The sequence below is a fragment of the Humisphaera borealis genome (assembly GCF_015169395.1).
GTDB lineage: Bacteria > Planctomycetota > Phycisphaerae > Tepidisphaerales > Tepidisphaeraceae > Humisphaera > Humisphaera borealis.
The window spans coordinates 6620887-6643051 of record NZ_CP063458.1 but is presented as its reverse complement, the minus strand read 5'-3'; the positions used below and the strand labels follow the sequence as shown (position 1 = coordinate 6643051).

Here is a 22165-nt window from a genome sequence, read left to right as displayed (position 1 = left end):
TATAATCCGCCCACCCATGCACCAAGATTTTTTCGCCTGGCTCGATCGGCACACCGGCCAGCAGTACGACCTTCACACGCAGCACCTCAACCCTGTTTTCGTGAAAATGCTGCGCACGATTGGCTTCGATAAAGGCTATGTCCGCGGCGAAGGTTGCTACCTCTGGGACGCCGAGGGGAACAAGTACCTCGATCTTCTCACCGGCTGGGGCGTGTTCGCGCTGGGGCGGAACCACCCGAAGGTGAAGTCGATCATCAAGCAGTTGCTCGATCGCGACATGCCGAACCTGGTCCGCATGGATTGCAGCCTGCTCAGCGGGCTGGCGGCGCAGAAGCTGGCGCATATCGCCGGCGGCGAACTGTCGCGCGTGTTTTTCTGTAACAGCGGCACGGAGACCATTGAAGGGGCGATCAAGTTCGCACGGTGCTTTACCGGGCGGCGCGACATCATCCACTGCGACCATTCGTTCCACGGCCTGACGACCGGGGCGCTGTCGCTCAACGGCGAAAACTTCTTCCGCGAGCGCTTCGGCGATCTGCTGCCGGGCAACCAGAAGGTGCCGTTTAACGACCTGGCGGCCCTGGAGAAGGCGCTGAGCACGAAACAGGCCGCCGCGTTCGTGGTGGAGCCTGTGCAGGGCAAGACGTGTGATGTTGTCGCCGACGGGTACCTGCTGGAGGCGCAACGGCTGTGCCGCAAGTACGGCACGCTGCTGGTGCTCGATGAGGTGCAGTCGGGCCTCGGCCGGACGGGCAAGTGGTTCTGCTTCCAGCACTTTCCCGATGTCGAGCCCGACATCCTCTGCACCGCCAAGGCGCTGTCGGCGGGGTATGTGCCCGTCGGTGCGATCATCACCCGACCGAAGATCATGGACTGCGTCTTCAACGGCATGGAGCGGTGTGTCGTCCACAGCAACACGTTCGGCCAGAACGACCTGGCGATGGCGGCGGCGCTGGCGAGCCTCTACGTGATCGAGGAAGAGAAGCTCGTCGAAAACGCCGCCGCGATGGGCGACTACCTGATGACCCGGCTCAAGGAGATCGCGCCAACGTGTCCGTTTGTTTCCGACGTCCGCGGCAAGGGGCTGATGTTCGCGCTGGACTTCGCCCGGCCGAAGGAGTCCTTCAAGCTGAAGATGGCGTGGGACATGCTGCACAAGCTGAACTTCGGCGTGTTCGGACAGATGATCATCATCCCGCTTTTGCAGAAGCACCGAATCCTGTCGCAGGTGGCGGGCTATCACACGGAGGTCATCAAGTTCCTGCCGCCGATCACAATCACGAAGGAAGACTGCGACTGGTTCCTGACGGCGCTGACGGACGTGCTGGAAGACACCAAGCGCGTGCCCGGGGCGGCGTGGAACACGGTGATGGGGCTGGCGAAGCGGACGATGACGGCGTGAGCCGCCGCCGCTTGCGGTTTCGCGGATATCGGTGCGATCGTTGTCATCCTTCGGAGTGCCTCAGGATGACAGATGTAGTCTTTTTGGAGGGTCGCGACCCATGACGTTCGGCCCCTCACCCCAGCCCTCTCCCCCGACTACGGGGGAGAGGGAGCAAAAATGTCCTCCCGCTTCTTCCATCGTCTCCCCCTTCAGATCGTGTTGACGGTTGTCACACGGCCGAGGCTGACGCTGGTTGTCGCGGGACTTTTGCTCTTCACCGGGGTGCTGCTGGGTGTGTTTCGCCTTCCGCTGTCGAGCGACCAGAACAAGCTGTTCTCGCGGGATGTGCCGTTCTTCCGGCAGTACCTGCAATTCGTCGAGAAGTTCCCCGAGAACGAGGCGGTGTATGTCGTGGTGGAGGCTGCTGACGCGAGCCCTCCGCCGGTCACCGGGCGATGGACCGCCGCCGCCGACGCAATCGCGGCGAAGCTGCGGGCGATGCCGGAAGTCGTTCGCCGTGTCTATGCGCGGGTGCCGTCCGATCAGCTCGGCGATCAGGGGTTGCTGTACGAACGAGCGGAGCTGATTCCGGCGAGGCTGGCGGAGGTGAACCGGTTCCTGCCGATGGTCCGGATCTGGGCCGAGCAGCCGCCGGGTGAAGGGCCGCCGGCGCAGCGGTTTCTGAACGCGATGCTGCTGAGCCGCTTCGCCGGGCTCGTCGGGCAGAAGCAGTCGCCAACAGAGGCCGCGCCGTTCGTCGGCGTGATCGCCGAGAGCTGGGGGCGGTCGGTGAATGAGCCCGCGCTGCCGCTGGTTCCGGGAAAGGGGCTGCCCGATCTGGAACTGCTCGGAGCGCAATCGCCACGCGACCTCGGTTACTTCTTCGTGCCGGATGAAACAGATCGATCGCGGAATCTCCTGCTCATCCAGGTCTACCCGAAGCAGAACTACAGTTCTCTCACCGGCGTTTCTGAAACGGTGGAGGCGATCCGCGGCGCGGTCGCGGGCGTGGCCGGCGGCTATCCCGAGTTCCGCGTCGGCATCACCGGCCGGCCGGCGCTGGAGGCCGACGAAATGCGGACGACCGATCGTGATTCGACGCGGTCGGAAATCGTCGCACTCTCCGCCGTCTTCATCGGGTTGGTCGTGATGTTCCGGTCGCTGTGGCGGGCCGTTGCGGCGACGATCGCGCTCTGCACGGCGATCGGCATCACCTTCGGCTGGGCGGCGATCGCCGTCGGCGAACTGAACCTGCTGTCGATCGTGTTCTTCATCGCGCTGATCGGCATCGGCATGGATTACCTGGTGCAGGTGCTGTCGCGGTACCGCGTGGAGGTGGTGCGTCGCGGTAGCGTGCGAACGGTGTGGATCGCCGTCTTCCGGCAGGTCGCCGCCCCGATCACGACGGCGTGCCTGGGGGCGGCGGGCGCGTTCCTGGTCGCGTACTTCACGCCGTTCCAGGGCGCGGCCGATCTGGGCGTCATCGCCGGCGGCGGACTGCTGATCTGTTTGGCGTGCGGGTACACGGTTTTGCCGGCGCTGTTGACGGTGTTCGTGCGGAAACGCTCGACGACGGATCTTGGGATGGAGGTCGGGGCTGTCAGTGACACGGGCTTCCAGCCCGTGCGGATTGATCAAGGCGTCGGCGGTCGCGAATCGCCAGAGCGTGGCGCACAACGCACGGGCTGGAAGCCCGTGTCACTGACAGAGCCGTCCCCGCGTCTTCGGCGGTACATCCTTACGCCGCTGCTCTGGCTGGTCGGCGTGCTGGCGTTGCTGCCGTTCGCGATTCAGGCCCGGTTCGACGCGGGGCTACTCGGGTTGCAGGCACCGAACCTGCCGTCGGTGCAGCTCGTTCGGAAGCTGCAGACCTGGTCGGCGGTTGTGCTGTCGAGCGACCTGGAAACACTCCGCCGGGCCCGGTCGGCGATCGCCGACTCGCCCGAGGTTGCCGGTACCGAAAGCATCCTCGATGCGTACGACGCCCGCGACTGGCTGGCGAAGAATGCGGGCCAGACGCGGCAGGTGCAGTGGTCTGAGCCCGCGGCGATCGTGGCGGGCGACGTGCCGAAACTGGTCGCGTCGCTGAAAGCGGTCGCCGGGCAGTTCGAAGCCGCCGGCAAGACCGCCCCGCCGGCCGAGCGACCGGCGGTCGCGACCGCGGCGGGGCAAATCCGCGCCGCCGCCGATCGTCTCGATGCTGCCGTCAAGGCCGGGCAAGGCGACGCCGCCGCGGTGCGCCTCTCGGCGTGGCAGTCGGCGTTTGTCGGACAATTGCGCGGCCAGCTCGCGACGTTCAACCCCGGCCCGGTGCGAGTCGAAGGACTGCCGCCGGAACTCAAGGGCCATCTGGTCGCCGACGACGGGACGTATGCCCTGTACATCTATCCGAAGCAGGACCTCTGGCAGCGCGAGCACCTGCAGCGGTTCGTGACGGACATCGAGAAGCGTTCCGCTGCCGCCACTGGCGTCCCGCCGCCGACGGGAATTGCTGTGAACATCCTGCACTCGACCGAGAGTGTGCAGCGGTCGTTCCTGACGGCGACGGCGTACGCGCTGGGGTTGATCGTCCTGCTGGTCCTGCTGGATCTACGCAATCTGCCGCAGACGCTGCTGGCGATCAGCGTGCTGGCGTTCGGGCTGCCGATGCTCATCGGCCTGATGTCCCTGCTGGATGTCTCGTGGAACCTGGCCAACTTCTTCGGCCTGCCGATCCTCATCGGCGCGGGACACGAGTACGGCGTATTCATGGTCCACCGCTACCGCGAGGCGTTAAAGCACAAGCACCGCGCCTGGATCGGCTGGGATACCAGCGACTGGGCCCTGCTCATGTGTGGCTACGTGACGTCGGCGAGCTTCGCGTTCTTCTGGCTGATGGCGAGCCATCGCGGCCTCAAGAGCCTCGGGCTGGTGATGGCATTGGGCACGGCGTGCATCTACCTGGCGACGGTGTTCGTCCTGCGGCCGATCCTGAAGTGGCGTCTCAGCAAGTAGGGTCCGCCTTGGCGGACGCGCGGCGTTCCTCGGCGGGCAAGTTGTTACCCGGCGGGCAAGCCCGCCGGCTACACCGCGGGTGCTTTTGTCTCCACCACCGCTTCGTCCGCCACCAGCGCGCTGTGCAGCTTCACCGGCGTCGGCGACTTCTTGCGGAGCTTCATGTTCAGCAGTTCCACGCCCAGCGAGAACGCCATTGCGAAGTAGACATAGCCCTTGGGCACGTGGAAGTGCAGACCCTCGGCGATCAGCGTCACGCCGATCAGCAGCAGGAACGAAAGCGCCAGCATCTTGATGGTCGGATGGCGGTCAACGAACCGGGCGATGGCGGCCGACGCGAACAGCATCACGCCGACCGATACCACCACCGCCGAGATCATCACCGTCATGCCCACCCATTCCTTGCCGGGCGCGGTCTTGACCATGCCGACGGCGGTGATGACCGAGTCGAGCGAGAAGACGATGTCGATCAGGATGATCTGGATGATCACCTTGCCGAAAGCCGCGCCGGCCTTGCCACCTTCGCTGGCGTGGTGTTCCTCGCCTTCGAGCTTGTTGTGGATCTCGTGGGTGCTCTTGTAGATGAGGAACAATCCGCCGATGAGCAGGATCAGGTCGCGCCCGGACACGCCGTGGGAATCGCCTTCCACGCCGGTCCAGAACGCGGGGATGGTCACCAGGTCGGACTTCAGGCCCATGATCCAGCCGATTGCCAGCAGCAGCAGGATGCGCATGCCCATCGCCAGGCCCAGGCCGAGCTTGCGGGCTTTGGGTTGCTGATCAACAGGGAGGCGCCCGACGAGGATGGAGATGAAGACGACGTTGTCGATGCCAAGGACGATTTCCAGCGCGGCGAGCGTCAGGAAAGCGATCAGTGCCTCGCCGGAGAGCAGGGTATGCAGGCCTTCGGCCCCGCCGACTGAAGCGGCGGCCAGCGCGACGAACGTTGTGAGAACAGTAAACAAGTGCGGATCTCCCTGTGAAGCGATGCCGAACCGGCCGCCTTGATCGCGGCGCCACGGTTTGGCGCGGGATGCTACCGGGAATTAGTCACTAGCGGAACCACCGATGTGCGGGCTTCATGGTTTCCCTTGTGGATCCCATTCGGCACGGTGCCGGCGTTCCTATCCACCGATCGCCACCATCTCCCGCCGGCTGTAGAGCGGCACCAGCTGCGTCATGCGGTGCCCTTCCCATTTCAGTGCTGCCGCCTGGCGGTAGGCGTCGGCTATTCGGGCGTCGCTGCCGCCGGTGCGTAGAAGCGACCGCACGTCGACTTCCGCGTCCTGATGCAGGCAGGGTCGAAGCGCCCCCTCGGCGGTGAGGCGCATGCGGTTGCAGGTGTCGCAGAAGTGGTCGCTCATGGAGGTGATGAACCCGACCCGTGTTCCGGTCCGGCGGCAGTACCAGCCACGTGCCGGGTCGTGCAGATCGGCCGGAGGCGTGGCGTCGCCGGTGGACGGCACGGCTTTCCCATCGGCCGTCGGCGACGGCTCGGGCACCAGGTCGAACCGTTCGGCCAGTCGGACGCGCATCTCGGCGGCGGTCATCGTGGCGCGCGTGGAACTGTCATCGATGTCGAGTCTGGCATCGCCCATCGGCATGTATTCGATGAAACGCATCTGCGCGCCTCGTTCATGCGCGAAGGCAGCCAGGTCGCATAAGTCCTGGTCGTTGTGGCCGCGCATGACGACGGCGTTGAACTTGAGGGGTGTCAGGCCGGCGGCAATGGCGGCTTCGATACCCGCCATCACCTCCGGCAGAATGTCGCGGCGGGCGATGGCGGCGGCGCGGTCGCGGTCGAGCGTGTCGAGCGAGATGTTCACGCGGTCCAGACCCGCCGACCTCAGCGGCCCAGCCAGTTCGGCCAGCCTTGCCGCGTTGGTGGTCATGGAGATCTCCCCCAGGCCCCTGATCTCCCGCAGCATCCGCACCAGCACCGGCAGGTCTGCCCGAACGGTGGGCTCCCCTCCGGTCAGCCGAAGCTTGGTCAGCCCCAGCGACACACCGACCTCAACAACGCGGGCGATCTCCTCGAAGGTCAGAATGTCGGCCTTGGGGATGGTCTTGATGCCCTCCGCCGGCATGCAGTAGACGCACCGAAAGTTGCAACGGTCGGTGACGCTCAGCCGCAGATAGCTGATCGGGCGGGAAAATCGGTCGATCATCGGTGTCATGTCAGTCAGGCGGATTGTAGCGACAGTGCCACGAGTTCGGCCGAACGCATCGGTCGGGCGAGATGATTGGTCTGTGCAGGAAAGAAACAAACTGCGTTGGCGCAGCGTAAATGTGGGGTACAGGTCCTCACCGAAGCTGCCACGTTGAAAGATTGTCCACCCCTGGGGACGCTTTTTGGTTCTACGGATGATTCGCGGGCTACAATACACAAATCGATGGTCTGCCGGTCGCGGTTAGGCAAGCGAGTGATTCGGGCGAAAGCCGGAAAAAGCTGGTTTACTAGACGTCAGTGAAGCTGGAAGCCTCGTATCATTCGGGCAAGGGCCAGATAACCCCATTTCACGGGGTAAAGCGACCATTTTTGTGTTGGTAAATCGGGCCTGCGATGGGAAAGTCTCCGGACGGGGTCTCTACGTGAGTGTCGCTCGCCGGCCGCGAGCGACGGGACTGTCGAATCCATTATCCAACTGGCTCGGTGTGTGTGGTTGATGATTGTTCCTCACCCGCAGCGCATTGAGACCAGGTTTGCATCCGCTGAGCCGGCGGGAACGTTGCCATGAGCTATTCTTCGTACCGCGGTATTGAGTCTCTGGAGCCCCGGGTTGTCCTCGACGGCGACGCCGGCCTTCCCGTCTACCTGGGTGGATCGACCACGCCCGGCACTTTTGTCGGCCCGACGGCTGGCGCGTTTTCGGGCGTGGGTGTCGGCGCGGCCCCCAGCTCGACCCTAACCGCTTCCATCCAATCGACCACCATCCAGGCCCGCCGACGGTCCAATAACCCCTGGGCGGGCTATGCCGCCAAGATACTCAAGCCCGGCGTCGATCTCGGTGTGACCCCGCGCAGCCGGTATGGCGGCGATACGTCGTACCAGGTCGCGGCAACCGGCTACTTCCGGACGGCCAAGATCGACGGCAAGTGGTACATGGTCGATCCCGACGGATATCTCTACTTCGATAACTCCGTCACCAATGTCACCCCGTCCATCCAGCCCAACAATTCCACGGTCTTCACCCAGAAGTTCGGCGCGGGCAACACTGGCCGCGAAAACTGGTTCCGCTGGAGCAAGGGCTGGCTAAACGAGATCGGCGTCTACAGCGCAGGGTCGTGGAGCTCGCCCGCCGAGCTCGAATACGCCAACGCGCCGATGAACTACAGCATCACGCTGGCGCTGATGAGCGAGTTCGGTGACTTCCTCGGCGTGACGTCGCCGGGCATCGGCCACGACAACTACGCGAACGGCGCCTTGCCGGTCTTTGACCCGCGGTTCAAGACGTTCTGCGAGAACTACTTCTCGACCGAGATCTATTCCAAGTTTCCGGGTCTTTACCCGGCGAACGACCCCTACCTGGTCGGGTACTACACCGACAACGAACTGCCCTTCGAGACTTCGACGCTCGACAATTACCTCTCCCTGCCTGCCGGCGACGTCAACCGCGCCGCCGCCAGCAGCTGGCTTGCCGCCCGCGGCCGCACCACCCCCACCGCCGCCGACCGCACCGCCTTCCTCTCCTACGTGTCGGACACCTACTTCCGTGTCACCGGCGAGGCGATCCGCAGGTTCGACCCGAACCACATGATCCTGGGCACTCGGCTGCTGGGTGGCGACGTCGGCAAGGCGTACCTGTGGCAGTCGGCCAAGCCGTACGTCGATGTCATGTCGGTGAACTACTACAACGACATGCTCCCCGGGGCCGCGATCGGTTCGATGGCGGCCACCTACGACATGCCGTTCATGCTCAGCGAGTTCTACACCAAGGGTGTCGATTCGGGGCTGACCAACAACGACGGCTACGGCCTGTCCGTCCAAACCCAAGGCGACCGCGGGGCCTACTACCAGTCGATCATGCTCTCGATGTTCGAGTCGGCCCACGGGGTCGGCACGTCGTGGCTCACCTTCGCCGACACCAACAAGAGCACCTTCGGCACCCACTCCGACCCGTCGGAATCCAATCGCGGCATCGTCCCGATCGACTACCCCGACCAGTCGGCCAACCCCTACAAGGCGTTGACCGACAAGATGCGCGACCTCAACAAGAACATGTACGCGCTGATCCGTCCGCCGGCGGTCGGCGTGTCGACGATTGCCGCACCCGATCTGGACGTGGCCAGCGATTCGGGGATCGACAGCACCGACAACGTCACCAACGACGCATCACCGACCTTCACCGGCATCGTCGCGCCCAACGCCCAGGTGTCGCTGCTGGTGGATGGTGTCGTCGTGGCAGGCCAGACGGTGGACGCAACCGGCGCCTATTCGCTGACGGCACCCTCGGTCCGCGACGGCGCCCGCATCGTGACCGTCCGCGTCAACGACGGCAGTGGTTTTGTGCTGTCGGCACCTCTGACGATCACCGTCGATACCGTGCGACCTGCGGCCTCGATCTGGAAACGCCCCCGGCTGACTTCCCCGCTGCTGGACGAGTTCCAGCTCAACTTCTTCGCCGGACGGCTCGACGAAACGCCTGAACAGGTCTTCGGAATTGACGCGGCGGATCTGCTGCTCACCAAGGACGGCGGCGCGAACCTGATCACCGGTCCGGTCACGCTGCTCGACAAGTCGCTGCCATTCACGCCGACAAGCTCCAAGCTGCTGCTGAAAGGGCTGTCGCCGTACCTGGTCGGCGACGGCGCTTACGTGATGTCGCTGCCCGAGGGCGCCGGCACCGATCGCGCCGGCAACCTGACCACGGCCGCCACCGAGACGGACGTCTACACGCGCCCGATCATGCAGGTGACGGGCCTGATGCTCGTCAACGCCGACACCGATGCCGATATCGGGCTGCTCACCACCGGCGACACCGTCCAGGTGGGACTGCCCAACATCAGCCTGCGCGCCGTCACGGCCGGCGATGTCGGGTCGGTGAAGTTCGAAGTGGACGGCGTTCAGGAGCGGATCGAGGGAACTGCGCCGTATGTCATCGGAACGGGCAACGGAGCGGCGATCGACCCGTGGCTGCCACCGGCCGGCACGCACACCGTCAAGGTGACGGTATACACCGGCGCCGCAGCGACCGGCGAAGTGGGCAATTCGCTGGAATACGCGCTGACGTTCAACATCGTGGCGGTGCCGCCGCCCATTGTCCCCCCGACAGTGCCCCCCACCGTCCCTCCGACGGTACCGCCGACAGTCACAACGGCTCAGGTCAACTTCCAGCCGGCCGCCGCGCCGACCGTCTCGGGCTACCTGGTGGACAGCGGCTCACTCTACGGCAGTCGCGGTAACGGCAGCACCTACGGCTGGGTGACGACCAGTCACACCGACGTCGTGGTGGACCGGAACCTCAACAGCAACCAGCTGCTCGACACCAATGTCGGCCTCAAGGTCGGCGGCAAGTGGGAGTACGCCGTTCCCAACGGCCAGTACACGGTGACCGTCGGCGTCGGCGACGCCGGGATCGCGTCGACTAACAACATCTGGATTGAAGGCGCCAACAACCTTTTCGCGTACGTTCCGCTGGCGAAGAACAACTTCCTGGCGCGCACTGCGACCGTCAACGTGACCGACGGCAAGCTGACGCTGTCGGTCGGCGGGCAGTCCACGGCGGGCCTGACGCGGCTCAACTATGTGCGGATCGGTTCCACCGTGACATCGCCCCCCACCGTTCCGCCGACGGTTCCGCCCACCGTGCCCCCGACAGTGCCGGCAACGATCTCCGGCCTGATGCTGGTGAACGCGACGACTGACGCCAATGTCGGTGCGGTGATCGCCAACGAAACGATCGAGGTCGCCACGACCGGGATCAATCTGCATGCGATCACCACCGGGACCGTAGGTTCCGTGCAGTTCCTGATCGACGGGCAGGAGGTAAAGGTCGAGAACAATGCGCCATATGCGATCGGTGGCGACGCCGCGCCGGATTTCCTGGCGTGGAATGCCCCGCTCGGCACGCACCTGATCGAAGTGGTCGCCTACACGGGACAGGATGCGACCGGCAGCGTCGCCTCGACGTACGACGTGACGCTGACATTCGTCGCGCCAACGGTACCCCCAACCGTACCGCCAACGGTGCCACCCACCGTGCCTCCCACTGTTCCGCCAACCGTGCCGCCCACGGTGCCGCCGACAGTACCTCCCACCGTTCCGCCGTCGGTCCCCCCGCCGGTGAAGGTCAACTTCCAGCCGTCAACGGCACCGACGGTTTCGGGTTACCTGGTGGACGCCGGTGCCCTGTATGGCAGCCGGGGCAACGGCCAGTCGTACGGCTGGACTGTTACCCACGCCGGCAACGTGATCGACCGGAACCTCAACAGCAACCAACTGCTCGATACCAATGTCGGCGTCAAAGCCGGCGCGAAATGGGAATTGGCCGTCCCGAACGGCAAGTACACGGTGAAGATCGGGGTCGGCGACTCCGGTGCCGCCAGTAAGAACAACGTTTGGGTCGAAGGGTCGACCAATCTGTTCGTTTACCAGAGCCTGGCGAAGAATGTGTTCAGCAACAAGACGGCGACCATCACCGTCGCCGACGGGCGATTGACGCTGGCGTTCGGCGGGACGACGACGAACGCGACGCGGCTCGATTTCATCGAAGTAACCGCGGTACCGCCCCCGGTCGTTCCCCCGACGACGCCGCCCACGGTCCCACCGACCGTACCGCCTACCGTTCCACCGACGGTGCCGCCCACAGTACCTCCAACCGTTCCGCCGACGGTGCCGCCGACTGTACCTCCCACCGTTCCGCCGACTGTGCCTCCGACGCCGACGTTTGGCGTTACGGGGCTGATGCTGGTGAACGCTGACATGGATGCGAACATCGGTGCCGTCGTTGCCGATCAGACGATCCAGGTCGGCTCGCCGGGAATCAACCTGCACGCGATCGAAACCGGAACGGTCGGTTCAGTGCAGTTCCTGGTCGATGGCGTCGAAGTGAAAGTGGAGACGAGTCTGCCCCATGCGATTGGTGGCGACCTCGGGCTGGACTTCCTCCCCTGGACAGCCCCGCTCGGTACGCATGTGATCAAGGCGATCGCCTACAGCGGTGCCGGTGCCACCGGAACGGTGGGCGGATCGTACGAGGTGACGCTGAACTTCGTCGCCCCGCCGACCGTGCCGCCGCCGGTCTCGCCGCCGGTGCTGATCAACTTCCAGCCGTCGGCCGCGACGACCGTTCCGAGCTACCTGGTGGATTCAGGCCTGACCTTCGCCGACCGGGGCAACGGCCAGAACTATGGCTGGAGCACGTCGCACATCGACTCGGTCTTCGACCGCAACATGAACGCGAACCAGTTGCTGGATACGCACGTCGCCGTCAAGGCAGGTGCGACCTGGGAGCTGGACGTTCCCAACGGCACCTATACGGTGACGATCAGCGTCGGCGACGCCGGTGGCAGCAGCACCAGCACGATCAACATCGAGGGTACGACGTTCTTCAGCGGGGTTCCGCTGGGCCCTGCGACGTTCATCGCCCGCAAGACACAGGTGACGGTCGCCGACGGTCGCCTGACGCTCGGCATCGGTGCTGCTGCGACGGGTGACACGAAGATCAACTTCATCGAGATCGTGTAGCCGCATTTGGCTGACGTTGCTTCGGGGTTGGGTGGCCTGCCACCCAACCCCGATTCTTTTGCCGGGGAGATGCGGCCGCGACCGTGATCGGGATAAACGCCGTACACGTCGCCCTGGTAATGCCGGGGTATATGGCATCCATCCATCGACCCGCTGCGTTCGGCCGACGATTTGCCGCCATGGGGCTGATCATGCTCGCCGCCGTTCTATTGACGGCCTTCACGTGCAACGCCGCCCCGGCGACCGCGCCTGCCACTGCGCCGGCTCCGGTTCGTCCCGGTACCCTGGTGGTGACCTGTCTCAACATTCCGGACGTGCAGCGCGGCGCCGGACTGCTGGTCGTGATGCAGCTTCCGTCGGGCAAGGTTTGTCTTTACGACACGGGCGCGGCCTATCCCGACCGTGCGGCCCCGGATGGCTGGGTGGGCGGCGCGAACTCCGGGCGCGACCTTGTCGCGCCGTTTCTCAAGAAGGCCGGCATCAAGGAGATCGACACGATCTTCATCAGTCACGCCCATTTCGATCATTTCGGCGGACTGCTCTGGCTTGTCGACAACATCCCCATCCGGCGGATTGTTGATTCGGGTTACAAGTTCCCCGCCGCGTCGCCGCCGGCGTATACGTCGGAACTCGGCCAATACGAGAAGCTGCGGGAAACGTTCCAGAAGCGTAACGCCTGGCAGGAAGCCCATACCGGTGACAAGATCGCCCTGGACGACGCATTGACGGTTGAAGTGACCGCCCCGCCGAAGGAGTTCTTCACGCAGGCGTACCCCGAAGTACGGGCCAAGAACGATCCGCCGGCGCATTACCTGGTGAATGCCAACTCGCTGGGCATCCGCATCAAGCACGGCGACGTGACGTTTCTGCTGCCCGGCGACATCCAGGCGGAAGACCAGGTGCGGTCGCTGCTCCCGTCCCTGCCGGCCGACGCGCTCAAGTGCGACATCCTGATCGCACCCGGCCACGGCCTGCATGCGACGAAAGAATTCGCCGAGGCGGCCAGGCCGAAAGTGACGTTCTGCAGCGTCTTCCCGCGTTACGCCAGGGGCCTGCCGGCGTGGAAGGTTTACGGTGCCGTCGGCAGCCAGGTGTATGCCACGGGCATTCACGGGTGGTTACGGGCGACATCGGACGGGAAGAAGTACGAGATCGAGGTGGAATCGCCACAGGCAAAACGGTGACGCTCTCGCCCCCTCCTTCGGTCGGCGGAGGCGATCAGCGCAAAAGCAGCGACCTCCGAAGTTCATTTCTCGGCCGGTGCTTCGGCGGCGGGTTTCTCCGTCCGCTCCAGCGGATAACGGAACGCCCCCAGCAGCGTGCCTTCCTTCACCTTGTGGCATTCGAGGCAGTCGGTGGTCGCACGGATCGCGCCGATCAGCATCGGCTTGCCGCCTTCGGCGCCCATCACCGTCTGCTCCCCCGCCCGCAGTTTGGCCATTGCCTCGGTCTCGAAAGGGCCGAGCGCTTTTTTGTCTGACTCTTTCAGTGCGTTGCGCATTGGGTCTCTGCCGCGCATCTTGACCTTCTCGGTGGGCTCATAGGCAAATGGCTTACCGACCTTGCCTTCCTTGTCGGGTTCGCCGGGGCTGATGAGACGAACCGCGCCGACGCGATAACTCTGGCCGTCGACATACAGCGCGTTCGACCGCGCGAGATCGCGCTGTGAGATCATGCGGCTGAATCCGAAGCCCTCACTCTCGACGAAGCGTTCGACGAAGAACTTGTGCATGGCGTCGTAGGTCGTCCACTTGCCGTTCTCCGACCCGGGAACGGGCTCGTTGGGCAGCCGACGCTTGACCAATTTCACCGCGTCCGCGGCGGGTTTGGGCTCATCAACGTTCGACCGATCCCTAGCGACCGAATCCGCCTTTGACGGCTTTGGTGCCGGCTCGGACGGCTTGGTGGCTTGACCGAAGGCAAGAGCGGCGGAGAACCCGCCGACGACGAGAACAGTGCAGAAGCGTTTCATGACGCGGCTCCGGGTTGGTTGACCAACACAGAGACGCGCCAGGCGGCGTAAAGTTGCGGGCAATGATTGGCCCAAGCTAATGCTTTGAATGCTTCGCGACCCGCTACTTTTTTCGCATGACCGCTTCGGTTAATTCCACAGAATCAACCCCGGCTCGAACGGCGACGCCAGGTCGCTTTCGCCGGGCAGAATGCGCACCGCAAATCCCTGGCGGCCGCTGACGCGGCAGTCGAACTTGCCGACGTACACGTGGCGGTCGTTGGCGACGGTCTTGGTGTGCTGCATCACCAGAGGGGCCGGGTCTTCGATCTCGCCGCGGGCGTTGATGCGACCGCAGTACAGCTGCACTTGGACGTCCTTGGGGCTCAGTCCGGGCATGTCGATCATTGCCTCGACCTGCATGCTCTCGCCGACGCGGAAGTGCCCGTTGCCGCTGGTGTGGACGCCGACAACCCTGATGCCCGGCCACTTGCCGCGCAGCAGGTCTTTCGTCTGCGCCAGGCCGGCGGCGCGGGCCATGCCGTTGGCCGACAACGCCGCGCCGCGGGTGTCGGCGGGCATGTAGAACTTGTCGGCGTACTCCTTGACCATGCGGTTGGTATTGAACACCGGCGCCAGCTTCCGCATGCAGTTCTTCATCCGGCCGATCCAGTCGCGCGGGATGTTGTTCACCGTGCGATTGTAGAACGTCGGGATGATTTCCTTCTCCAGCAGGTCGTAGAGCGCCTGGCTTTCGACGTGGTCCTGATAGTTGGGGTCGGAGTAGTCTTCGCCCCGGCCGATCGCCCAGCCGAGATCGGCCGAGTAGCCTTCGACCCACCAGCCGTCGAGGATCGAGCAGTTGAGCACGCCGTTGGCGGCGGCTTTCATGCCGCTGGTGCCGCTGGCTTCGTACGGACGGCGAGGCGTATTGAGCCAGACGTCCACGCCCTGCACCAGGTAGCGGGCCACGCTCATGTCGTAGTTCTCGATGAACACAATGCGGCGGCGCGCGCCCGATTCGCGGGCGAAATGCACGATCGCCTTGATGAGTTCTTTGCCTTCGTGGTCGGCCGGGTGGGCCTTGCCGGCGAAGACGAACTGGATCGGCCGCTTGTTGTCTTCCAGCAGCTTCTTGAGCCGTTCGGGCTCGCGGAACAGCAGCGTGCCGCGCTTATAGGTTGCGAATCGGCGGGCGAAGCCGAACGTCAGCGCCTCGGGGTCCAGCACCTGCTCGGCGACGGTCAGATCCTCGTAACTGGCGCCGCGCTTGGCGAGCTGAGCCTTGAGCGTCTGCCGGGCCCAGGCGACGAGTTTTTCGCGGCCGCGCTCGTGGGCGCGCCAGATTTCCTCGTCCGGCACCTGGCTGACATTGTCCCAGGTCGAGAAATCCGCCGGCCGCTTGAGCCAGCCTTCGGGCATGTAGCGGTCGAGCGTGAATGCGATATCGCTGCTGAGCCACGACCGCACGTGAATGCCGTTGGTGACGTGCTTGATCGGCACTTCCGGCGGCGGTACCTGCGGCCAGACATTGTGCCACATGCGGCGGGAGACGTCGCCGTGCAGTTCGGAGACGCCGTTCATGTGGTCGGCGAGCCGGATCGCCAGCAACGCCATGCTGAAGCCCTGCTTCTTGTTGCCGACGTCTTCGCGGCCGAGAGCCAGGAAGCCTTCGTCATCGAGCTTGAGCTGCGGGATCATCGGCCGGAAGTACTTGAGCATGACTTCGGGGCTGAAGAAGTCGATGCCGGCAGGGACGGGCGTGTGGGTGGTGAAGACGTTGGTCGCCATCACGAACTGGCGGGCCTGATCGAAGCTCATTGCGCTGTTTTCGAGCAGGACGCGGATGCGCTCCAGCGCCAGGAAGGCCGAGTGTCCTTCGTTCATGTGGAAGACGGTGGGCGCGATGCCCATCGCCGACAGCGCGCGGACGCCGCCGATACCCAGCACGATCTCCTGCTTGATGCGGAGTTCGTTACCCGAGCCGTAAAGACGGGCGGTGATGTCGCGATCGGCCGGGCTATTTTCCGGCAGATTGGTGTCCATCAGGTAGAGCGAGATACGGCCGACGCTGGCTTTCCAGACGTGGCAGAAGACGGCGTTGTCCGGCAGGTCGACGCGGACGCGGACGGGCGACTTGTCGGGCAGGAAGCACTGTTCGATCGCGAGGTTGTAGAAGTCGAGCTCGGGATACGCTTCCTGCTGCCAGCCGTCGGCCGACAGGTACTGCTGGAAATAGCCGTTGCGGTAGAGCAGGCCGACGCCGATCAGCGGCATACCCAGCTCGCTGGCTGATTTGAGGTGGTCGCCGGCCAGGATGCCCAGGCCGCCGGAGTAGATCGGCAGCGATTCGTGAATGCCGAACTCGGCCGAGAAGTAGGCGATCTTGAGGTTGGCCTTGTCGGGGTGTGCCTCGGCGAACCATCCCTTGGTTTCGACGTGTTCCCTGAACGCGGCGTAAACCCTGCGCATCTGGGCGAGGTAGCCCTCGTCGGTGGATCGGTGCAGAAGCCGCTGCTGCTCGATCGCGCCCAGCAGTTTCACTGGATTGTGATGGACCTCTTCCCAGAGCAGGTGGTCGAGCCGGCGGAAAAGCTCGGCGGCGTCGGGGTTCCAGACCCACCAGAGATTCTTGGCCATCTCCAGCAGCGGCTCGAGCGGATCGGGCACATCCGGAAAGACCTGGAACGTGCGAATGTTGGGGACCAATGCTGCAATGGGATCTGCCATGATTCTTTCTTTCTTCTTCCGGCGGGTATTCGTCCGCCGGTCGCATTCTTCCGAAAGCGGTTTTCGGATCAAGCCGCAAAGTAGGGTCCGCCTTGGCGGACGCGGAACTCTGAATCGGCGGGACGCGCTGAATCGCCCTTACGCCCCGTCCGCCAGGGCGGCCCCTACGTCTTTTCCGCACGCTTCACGTAGAACAGCGAATCGGTCGCGCGCTGGCCAATGTAGTGCAGGCTGATGGGGTACGGGTGCTTTCCCGCCTTGAAGAACTCGAATATCCGCTCGCCGTGCTTGAACTGCCGTTCCAGGTTCGCCTCGACGTGGTCGGTCAGTTCGGGCTGGATGTACTTCTGGCGGTCGTAGTCCCAGTTGGGGTCGATACGAACCAGCAGGTGAGCTTCTTCCCAGTCAATCGGGTAGCCGTGGATAAAACCTTCGCCGGTGTCGGGGGTGTAGAACCAGAAGCAGATGAAGCGGTCTTTCCAGACGGTGCTGGTGGCGTTGTCGGCACCGGTGATGAGGCGGGCGTGCGACGTACGGATCGCCTGGCCACCCAAAGGCTTGCAGACCCATACCTTACGGTCGCGGCAGTCGTACAGGCCCACGTGCGGGTATTTCCCGCTGAACTTGTCCGTGCAGTACTTGCTGCTGACGCGCGGACCCGCCAGCGGCTCTTCGCTTTTGCGGAAGCCGAACATGCTCAGGTCCTCTGGGGTGGCATCATGCGTTCAATTCACGGCGCTTGGTTGGTCAGGCGATCGTACTGAAATCGACCGAGGGGACAAGGGGGCTAATCGCACACCCATCGCATCATCGACTCGATCCCCCGCCGTTCATCAGAACCGACCCAGCGGAACCACGCATAGCAGCACCCCAGAAACAGAGCCGCCAGCGGCATCGACATCGACATCGGCATCGCGATCTTCCAGTAATGGGTCGGCTCCTGTCCCATCGCCAGGCCGTAAATCCAGAGTGGCCACAGGTGAACGACATGGTGCAGCACGTAGATCGTCAGGGAGTATCGGCTGAAGGTCTTGGCGATGCTCAGCAGGCCTGTGTGCCGCAAGATCCGTGGATTGTCGTCGATCCACCGATGCCCGACCCCGAACAGCGACAACGCCATTCCCATGGTCGCGAGCACGTATTCGATCGTCGGCGGGAACATCGTCCAGCCGCCCAGGAGGTGCTTGCCGACCGGCGTCGGCACGAACGGCCGGACCGCCAGCAGCACCGCCGATGTCGCGATCATCCCCAACCCCACCATCAAGACCGACCGCCACGATGGGGTCGCGGGCAATGTCGCCGGCCCCGCAGGTGACAGTCCCACGCCCGGCGTGGCGTCCAAGGCGCTGTCGGCGGGCGGGAACATCAGGGTCGCCGTCACCAGCCCGGCGATCGAGTAGGCGATCCACGGGAATAGCGGAAAGTAGCCGGTCGTGAAGAAGCCGATCAGCACATCGGACAGGGTCAGATCGGCGTCGTAGTAACCGTTCACCCAGTACGACGGGTAATGCGCCAAACCGCGAAGGATCGGACTGATTCCCAGTGCCAGCACGGCAACGAGAACTGAGATCGACAGCGGAAGTTTGCGGAGCAGGTTGAGCAACAACAGCGCCGCACCGATGAACGTCAACACGTCCCAGTTGAAGGTATCCTCGGGAAGCCAGACGAACACGTTAAAGACAAAGCCGGTCACGAAGACGAACAGTCCGCGCCGCACGGAGACCTTGGTGATCTTAAGTTCGCTTGCGCCGCGGGCGTGCTGGCCGTTCACCCAGAGCACATAGCTGACGCCGGAAAGGAACGCGAACAGCGGCGCGCCCAGCCCCGCAATCGGCAGCGTGTACCCGGAAAGATTCTCGCCGAAGTGAACGAAGACCATCACGAAGATGGCGACCGTCCGAAGGATGTCGATCGAGCCGTAGCGCATGAGTTAGCCAGATTTCAGAACAATCAATAGCCTGTCGAGGCGGCACGCACGGCGGGTTTGCGGTCGCTGCGGTCGATCAGGCGCGGGGGAAGGGACGGCCGAGGCTGGCGTTCACGGACTCAGGCCCACAAGGTACTCGACCCCGTTGAGAACCAGTTGCACGACCAGCAGCACGATGATGACCCACTCCAGCGTCGTGCTCGACCGGCTGAGCATGAAATCACTGACCCGCTGGCCGCACGATTCGTAGACCTTTTCAAACACTTCCAACTGCTCGCCCAGGGCCTCGTGCCGGTGAACCATCCGGGTGCGTTCCCGGAACCGCTCGCCGATCTGGCTTGCCAGCGTGGCCGGATGCACGTGGGGGCTGTGCACCAGCGGCCCGAGCCTGGCCAAGCGTACGCGGATCTTCAGGACCTGCTGGAAACGCTGGAGAAGCTGGTTACGGCGACTGATCGCCCGATTGTTGAACTCGAACGCCAGCGGCATGTCGCCTTCCAGTTGTGGCCAGGCTTCGCCGAGGGTGCGTTCGATGTCGGCCAGTTCCGTCTGGTAATAAAACGCCTCGATCATCGCGGCGCGGACGGTTTGAATGCGTTCGGGTTGCGCCATGACGGCGACGCGTGGCCCGCACCAGAGGATCTGGGCGCCTTGCAGCGTCATGAGCTGGACCTGTTCCGCGGCGACCGCTCCGCCTTGACCGACCCACGTGCCCGCCGCCCGCAACAGAACTTCGTCCTGGTGATCGCTCGTCGGAATCGCCAGAACGGACAGATCGATGTTCGGGGACGCGCCGCCGGCGGATCCGTCGGCCGGGGGCGCGACGCGGACGGCACGGCACCGGATGGCATGCGGGAACTCGAGCACGACGATCTGCTCGGCCGAGCGATCGGCGAGGAACGCGATATCCAGGACCTCCGCGTTTTCGGGCAATCCGTGTGGCAAACAACCTTTCAGCGGGGAACCTGTTGCCAGGGTCTCGGCAGTCTCGTGAACGACCATCGGCTACCTTTCAGCGTGAAGCGTTTCGGCGTTTTCGAGCATTGTTGTCGCGAGCCAGGCTGCAACGTACTGGGCCGAATCCAGCACGCCGTTGAGCGTCGAATCGAGCATGTAGTCGCCGACGACGAACAGGTTCGGGTGGTCGGTCGGCTCGGGCTGGTGCCGGCGGTCGAGGCTGCGGGCGGCGGCGCCGCCGGGCATCGCGTTGACTGCGCCGACCCAGCGATGCACCCGCGCCTCAATGAAGTAGTCCCGGCCGTGAGCGAGAAACGAGGGCAGCGAATCGATCGCCTCGGCGATCAGTTGTTCGTCTGTCTGTCGGCTCATCTGCTCGGCGGCGGTCCCGCCCAGGAGCCATCCAAGCACGCCGTGGGTTCCCGCCGGCTCACGGGAAGACTCGTCATACAGGCAGCAGCCGCCAAACCGATCGAGCATCCAGTACGAATCGGTGAAGCACTCGCGCCAGAAGGGCCGTTCGAACAGTGCGGTGATGCGCAGGTAGTGGGCGGGATGGTCGTAGTAGGCGTGGTGCTTCTGCATCGCCGCCGCCAGCCGATCGCCGCGGAACTCGATCGATCGCAGGTGACCATGGGGAAGCGCCACCACGACGAAGTCGAATTCGTCCCGTCGGCGAAGCCCGTTGTGATCGCTCTCGACACGCAATCTGCCGTCGTCGGTGCCGGCGACGCCGACGACCTTGTGCCCAAGGCAGAACGTGGCGTCGATCCGCGACGCCAGCGCGCGGGGCAGTTGTTCGTTGCCCCCTTCGATGCCGTAGATCCGCATGTACGCCGGGTCATTCATCAGGTAGTTCTGCAGTCCGTAGGACGTGCTTGTCAGGCACGGTTCGGTCGCCAGGTCGCTGTGAATCAACTGCTCGATGTACCGGCGGGCCTCCGGCTCGGCGACGGCGGCGAGCATGGTGTCGAACCGCGCTTCGATGGCTTCCGATGCCGAGCCGTCCGGGTGATCGGAATGGTAAAACTCCTGAGGCGTCATGCGATCTTTGGCGAGCCGATCAAACGCCGACAACGCCGACGCGGCCCGCGGTCCCAGGTGCGACCGGACATCGTCCAGGTTGGACACGATCTGCCCATTCAGGATCGTCGCCGGCCCGCCCATCGCCCGAATGCTCAGCCCCATCTCTGCGATCAGCTCCTTCAGCGGGTCGTCGTCGAACAGTGAATAGTCATAAAACTCGGCGGCACCGGCTTCGTAGTGAACCGAGGCACGCGCGAACTGGGGGGTCAGAATCTTGCCCCCCACGCGATCGCTCGCTTCGAACAGGGTGATGCGAACGGGACAGTTCGCGGCTTTTTGAAGCGCGTAGGCGGTCATCAGCCCGCCGGGCCCGCCACCGATGATTCCGACCGTCCGGGTTCGCATTCGCTTCGGTTTCCTCGCCAATGGCGCACGCCGCCACACCCCTTAAACGCAGACAAGGCAGATTGTTACACAGGAAGGCACCTGGAGCCGTGCCGACACCTACCCTCCGTTGCGCCCCGAACCACAGGGCTTTCAATAGGGAATGCCTATTGAAGCCATTCAGCCGCACCCGTTTGAACTGCTGACCTCGGTGGGATACTTTCTGCCACTTCCAAAGTGGTGCTCGTTCGCGTCCTGCGGACGACCTGGCTTTCCGGCGGATGAAAAAGAGGCGTGCGGACCGGTGGACGTGAGTCCTGACTGATACACGTGCAATGAGTTGCCCGTGCCGGTCTCCGCCCGGGTTATTTACGATCAATGGAGTCTCGTCATGCTTGGTGTTCGCGATCAGTTCCCTCAGTTCAAGCTCCAGTCCGTGGTCAGCATTGAAAAAGGCAAGGAGTTTGCCGAGCTGTCCAGCGACAGTTTCCCGGGCAAGTGGCTCGTCGTCTTCTTCTGGCCGATGGACTTCACCTTCGTCTGCCCGACCGAGATCGCCGAGTTCGGCAGGAAGAACGGCGAGTTCACCGACCGCGATACCCAGGTTCTTGGCGTCAGCACCGACACCCAGTTTGTTCACCTGGCCTGGCGGAAAGATCACAACGACCTCCGCGGCCTGCCGATCCCGATGGTCGCCGACACCAAGCGCGAGCTGACCACCGCCTGCGGCATTCTTCACCCCGAGGAAGGCGTCGCCCTTCGCGCGACCTACATCGTCGATCCCCAGGGTGTCATCCGCTGGGCGAGCGTCAACGACCTGAAGGTCGGTCGCAACGTGGACGAAGTCATCCGCGTGCTCGATGCACTCCAGACCGATGAACTCTGCCCCTGCAACTGGAAAGACGGGGACGCGACCCTGAAGGTAGCGTAGAGGTCGCGGTGCGGCTCAATGACGAATGACGGAATGCGGATGACAAGTGAATGACGAGTGAATGACGAAGGCGCGACCGGATGGCTGCCTTGTTCGTCAGTTCGCCGCACTCATTGTCCTGCCGCATTTCGTCATTTGTTCGTTCGTCATTCGAACTTCATTCGCCATTCGATTTTCATCATTCGTCATTCCTG

The 22165-nt window shown here is 64.0% G+C and carries 13 protein-coding genes; 5 read left to right on the top strand and 8 right to left on the bottom strand.

Going from position 1 to position 22165, the window contains the following annotated elements; genetic code table 11:
- Nucleotides 1–16: 16 nt before the first annotated feature.
- Together IPV69_RS24975 and IPV69_RS24970 are read left to right on the top strand one after the other, a co-directional pair.
- Nucleotides 17–1402 (top strand): aspartate aminotransferase family protein, encoded by a 1386-nt coding sequence (locus IPV69_RS24975; RefSeq protein WP_206292449.1) that lies wholly within the window; start codon nucleotides 17–19, stop codon nucleotides 1400–1402.
- A 159-nt stretch (nucleotides 1403–1561) separates the two neighbouring features.
- Nucleotides 1562–4378, top strand: a complete 2817-nt coding sequence (locus IPV69_RS24970; RefSeq protein WP_206292448.1) for an MMPL family transporter — start codon at nucleotides 1562–1564, stop codon at nucleotides 4376–4378.
- A gap of 68 nt (nucleotides 4379–4446) precedes the next feature.
- Here IPV69_RS24970 and IPV69_RS24965 read toward each other — a convergent pair whose 3' ends face one another.
- Together IPV69_RS24965 and moaA are read right to left on the bottom strand one after the other, a co-directional pair.
- Nucleotides 4447–5280, bottom strand: a complete 834-nt coding sequence (locus tag IPV69_RS24965; protein ID WP_206295669.1) for a TerC family protein — start codon at nucleotides 5278–5280, stop codon at nucleotides 4447–4449.
- Between the two features lie 222 nt (nucleotides 5281–5502).
- Entirely contained in the window at nucleotides 5503–6546 is a 1044-nt protein-coding gene (moaA, locus tag IPV69_RS24960) for a GTP 3',8-cyclase MoaA (RefSeq protein ID WP_206292447.1), read from the bottom strand.
- 566 nt (nucleotides 6547–7112) lie between these two features.
- Between moaA and IPV69_RS24955 the strand changes: the two genes are divergently transcribed.
- Both IPV69_RS24955 and IPV69_RS24950 read left to right on the top strand, forming a co-directional pair.
- On the top strand, nucleotides 7113–12065 hold the full coding sequence (locus tag IPV69_RS24955; RefSeq protein ID WP_206292446.1) for an Ig-like domain-containing protein: 4953 nt from the start codon (nucleotides 7113–7115) through the stop codon (nucleotides 12063–12065).
- A gap of 131 nt (nucleotides 12066–12196) precedes the next feature.
- Complete coding sequence (locus IPV69_RS24950) at nucleotides 12197–13249, top strand: ComEC/Rec2 family competence protein (RefSeq protein WP_206292445.1); 1053 nt, start codon at nucleotides 12197–12199, stop codon at nucleotides 13247–13249.
- 62 nt (nucleotides 13250–13311) lie between these two features.
- On the opposite strand, the gene IPV69_RS24945 is transcribed toward IPV69_RS24950, so the two are convergent.
- The 6 genes from IPV69_RS24945 to IPV69_RS24920 form a co-directional block, all read right to left on the bottom strand.
- Nucleotides 13312–14037, bottom strand: coding sequence for a hypothetical protein (locus IPV69_RS24945; RefSeq protein ID WP_206292444.1), 726 nt, complete (start codon nucleotides 14035–14037; stop codon nucleotides 13312–13314).
- 129 nt (nucleotides 14038–14166) lie between these two features.
- A complete protein-coding gene (gene glgP / locus IPV69_RS24940) occupies nucleotides 14167–16746 on the bottom strand; it encodes an alpha-glucan family phosphorylase (RefSeq protein WP_206292443.1) in 2580 nt (859 codons plus the stop codon).
- A gap of 164 nt (nucleotides 16747–16910) precedes the next feature.
- Nucleotides 16911–17441, bottom strand: a complete 531-nt coding sequence (locus IPV69_RS24935) for a hypothetical protein (protein WP_206292442.1) — start codon at nucleotides 17439–17441, stop codon at nucleotides 16911–16913.
- Between the two features lie 92 nt (nucleotides 17442–17533).
- The gene (locus IPV69_RS24930) at nucleotides 17534–18673 is read right to left on the bottom strand and encodes a heparan-alpha-glucosaminide N-acetyltransferase domain-containing protein (RefSeq protein WP_206292441.1); all 1140 of its coding nucleotides are present in this window, start codon (nucleotides 18671–18673) and stop codon (nucleotides 17534–17536) included.
- A 111-nt stretch (nucleotides 18674–18784) separates the two neighbouring features.
- The gene (locus IPV69_RS24925) at nucleotides 18785–19618 is read right to left on the bottom strand and encodes a hypothetical protein (protein WP_206292440.1); all 834 of its coding nucleotides are present in this window, start codon (nucleotides 19616–19618) and stop codon (nucleotides 18785–18787) included.
- A 60-nt stretch (nucleotides 19619–19678) separates the two neighbouring features.
- Nucleotides 19679–21061, bottom strand: a complete 1383-nt coding sequence (locus IPV69_RS24920) for a flavin monoamine oxidase family protein (RefSeq protein ID WP_206292439.1) — start codon at nucleotides 21059–21061, stop codon at nucleotides 19679–19681.
- Between the two features lie 370 nt (nucleotides 21062–21431).
- Between IPV69_RS24920 and IPV69_RS24915 the strand changes: the two genes are divergently transcribed.
- Nucleotides 21432–21971, top strand: coding sequence for a peroxiredoxin (locus tag IPV69_RS24915; protein ID WP_206292438.1), 540 nt, complete (start codon nucleotides 21432–21434; stop codon nucleotides 21969–21971).
- The last annotated feature ends 194 nt before the right edge of the window (nucleotides 21972–22165 follow it).